Origin of the sequence: Streptomyces cupreus, from assembly GCF_014257025.1 — a bacterium.
Classification (GTDB): Bacteria; Actinomycetota; Actinomycetes; order Streptomycetales; family Streptomycetaceae; genus Streptomyces; species Streptomyces cupreus.
In genome coordinates, this window is sequence record NZ_JACMSF010000145.1 from 1 (window position 1) to 3,189 (window position 3,189).

The 3,189-nt window shown below is 57.2% G+C and carries 1 rRNA gene; it reads right to left on the reverse strand.

The window, feature by feature from the left end:
• Nucleotides 1–22 precede the first annotated feature (22 nt).
• Nucleotides 23–3,140 (reverse strand): 23S ribosomal RNA (locus H4N64_RS43935).
• Between the last annotated feature and the right edge of the window lie 49 nt (nt 3,141–3,189).

A 3,189-nucleotide genomic window follows, 5' to 3' on the forward strand; every position in this document is an offset into this window, starting at 1 on the left:
AACACAGTGGACGCGAGCAACTGAGGACAAGCCCTCGGCCTATTAGTACCGGTCACCTCCACACGTTACCGTGCTTCCAGATCCGGCCTATCAACCCAGTCGTCTACTGGGAGCCTTACCCCATCAAGTGGGTGGGAGTCCTCATCTCGAAGCAGGCTTCCCGCTTAGATGCTTTCAGCGGTTATCCCTCCCGAACGTAGCCAACCAGCCATGCCCTTGGCAGGACAACTGGCACACCAGAGGTTCGTCCGTCCCGGTCCTCTCGTACTAGGGACAGCCCTTCTCAAGACTCCTACGCGCACAGCGGATAGGGACCGAACTGTCTCACGACGTTCTAAACCCAGCTCGCGTACCGCTTTAATGGGCGAACAGCCCAACCCTTGGGACCGACTCCAGCCCCAGGATGCGACGAGCCGACATCGAGGTGCCAAACCATCCCGTCGATATGGACTCTTGGGGAAGATCAGCCTGTTATCCCCGGGGTACCTTTTATCCGTTGAGCGACGGCGCTTCCACAAGCCACCGCCGGATCACTAGTCCCGACTTTCGTCCCTGCTCGACCCGTCGGTCTCACAGTCAAGCTCCCTTGTGCACTTACACTCAACACCTGATTGCCAACCAGGCTGAGGGAACCTTTGGGCGCCTCCGTTACCCTTTAGGAGGCAACCGCCCCAGTTAAACTACCCATCAGACACTGTCCCTGATCCGGATCACGGACCCAGGTTAGACATCCAGCACGACCAGACTGGTATTTCAACGACGACTCACCGCGAACTGGCGTCCGCGTTTCAAAGTCTCCCAGCTATCCTACACAAGCCGAACCGAACACCAATATCAAACTGTAGTAAAGGTCCCGGGGTCTTTCCGTCCTGCTGCGCGAAACGAGCATCTTTACTCGTAGTGCAATTTCACCGGGCCTATGGTTGAGACAGTCGAGAAGTCGTTACGCCATTCGTGCAGGTCGGAACTTACCCGACAAGGAATTTCGCTACCTTAGGATGGTTATAGTTACCACCGCCGTTTACTGGCGCTTAAGTTCTCAGCTTCGCCCCACCGAAATGGAGCTAACCGGTCCCCTTAACGTTCCAGCACCGGGCAGGCGTCAGTCCGTATACATCGCCTTACGGCTTCGCACGGACCTGTGTTTTTAGTAAACAGTCGCTTCTCGCTGGTCTCTGCGGCCACCCCCAGCTCACCGAGCAAATCGGATCACCAGGACTGGCCCCCCTTCTCCCGAAGTTACGGGGGCATTTTGCCGAGTTCCTTAACCATAGTTCACCCGAACGCCTCGGTATTCTCTACCTGACCACCTGAGTCGGTTTAGGGTACGGGCCGCCATGAAACTCGCTAGAGGCTTTTCTCGACAGCATAGGATCATCCACTTCACCACAATCGGCTCGGCATCAGGTCTCACCCTGCATGAGCGGCGGATTTACCTACCACTCGGGCTACACCCTTACCCCGGGACAACCACCGCCCGGGATGGACTACCTTCCTGCGTCACCCCATCACTCACCTACTACCAGCTCGGGTCACCGGCTCCACCACTCCCACCAACGTCAAAGACGGTGGCAGGCGGCTTCACGGGCTTAGCATCACTGGATTCAATGTTTGACGCTTCACAGCGGGTACCGGAATATCAACCGGTTATCCATCGACTACGCCTGTCGGCCTCGCCTTAGGTCCCGACTTACCCTGGGCAGATCAGCTTGACCCAGGAACCCTTAGTCAATCGGCGCAAACGTTTCTCACGTTTGTATCGCTACTCATGCCTGCATTCTCACTCGTCAACCGTCCACAACTACCTTCCGGTGCTGCTTCACCCGGCAGACGACGCTCCCCTACCCATCCATACACCCGTTGGGGCTTCTGTATGAATGACACGACTTCGGCGGTACGCTTGAGCCCCGCTACATTGTCGGCGCGGAATCACTAGACCAGTGAGCTATTACGCACTCTTTCAAGGGTGGCTGCTTCTAAGCCAACCTCCTGGTTGTCTGTGCGACTCCACATCCTTTCCCACTTAGCGTACGCTTAGGGGCCTTAGTCGATGCTCTGGGCTGTTTCCCTCTCGACCATGGAGCTTATCCCCCACAGTCTCACTGCCGCGCTCTCACTTACCGGCATTCGGAGTTTGGCTAAGGTCAGTAACCCGGTAGGGCCCATCGCCTATCCAGTGCTCTACCTCCGGCAAGAAACACACGACGCTGCACCTAAATGCATTTCGGGGAGAACCAGCTATCACGGAGTTTGATTGGCCTTTCACCCCTAACCACAGGTCATCCCCCAGGTTTTCAACCCTGGTGGGTTCGGTCCTCCACGAAGTCTTACCTCCGCTTCAACCTGCCCATGGCTAGATCACTCCGCTTCGGGTCTTGAGCGCGCTACTATACCGCCCTGTTCGGACTCGCTTTCGCTACGGCTTCCCCACACGGGTTAACCTCGCAACACACCGCAAACTCGCAGGCTCATTCTTCAAAAGGCACGCAGTCACGAGAGCCCGAAGGCTCCGACGCTCCCACGGCTTGTAGGCACACGGTTTCAGGTACTATTTCACTCCCCTCCCGGGGTACTTTTCACCATTCCCTCACGGTACTATCCGCTATCGGTCACCAGGGAATATTTAGGCTTAGCGGGTGGTCCCGCCAGATTCACACGGGATTTCTCGGGCCCCGTGCTACTTGGGTGTCTCTCAAGCAAGCCGCTGATGTTTCGACTACGGGGGTCTTACCCTCTACGCCGGGCCTTTCGCATGCCCTTCGCCTACATCAACGGTTTCTGACTCGCCCTGCCGCCGGCAGACGACAGAAGAGAGATCCCACAACCCCGTATGCGCAACCCCTGCCGGGTCTCACACGCATACGGTTTGGCCTCATCCGGTTTCGCTCGCCACTACTCCCGGAATCACGGTTGTTTTCTCTTCCTGCGGGTACTGAGATGTTTCACTTCCCCGCGTTCCCTCCACATACCCTATGTGTTCAGGTATGGGTGACAGCCCATGACGACTGCCGGGTTTCCCCATTCGGAAACCCCCGGATCAAAGCCTGGTTGACGACTCCCCGGGGACTATCGTGGCCTCCCACGTCCTTCATCGGTTCCTGGTGCCAAGGCATCCACCGTGCGCCCTTAAAAACTTGGCCACAGATGCTCGCGTCCACTGTGCAGTTCTCAAACAACGACCAGCCACCC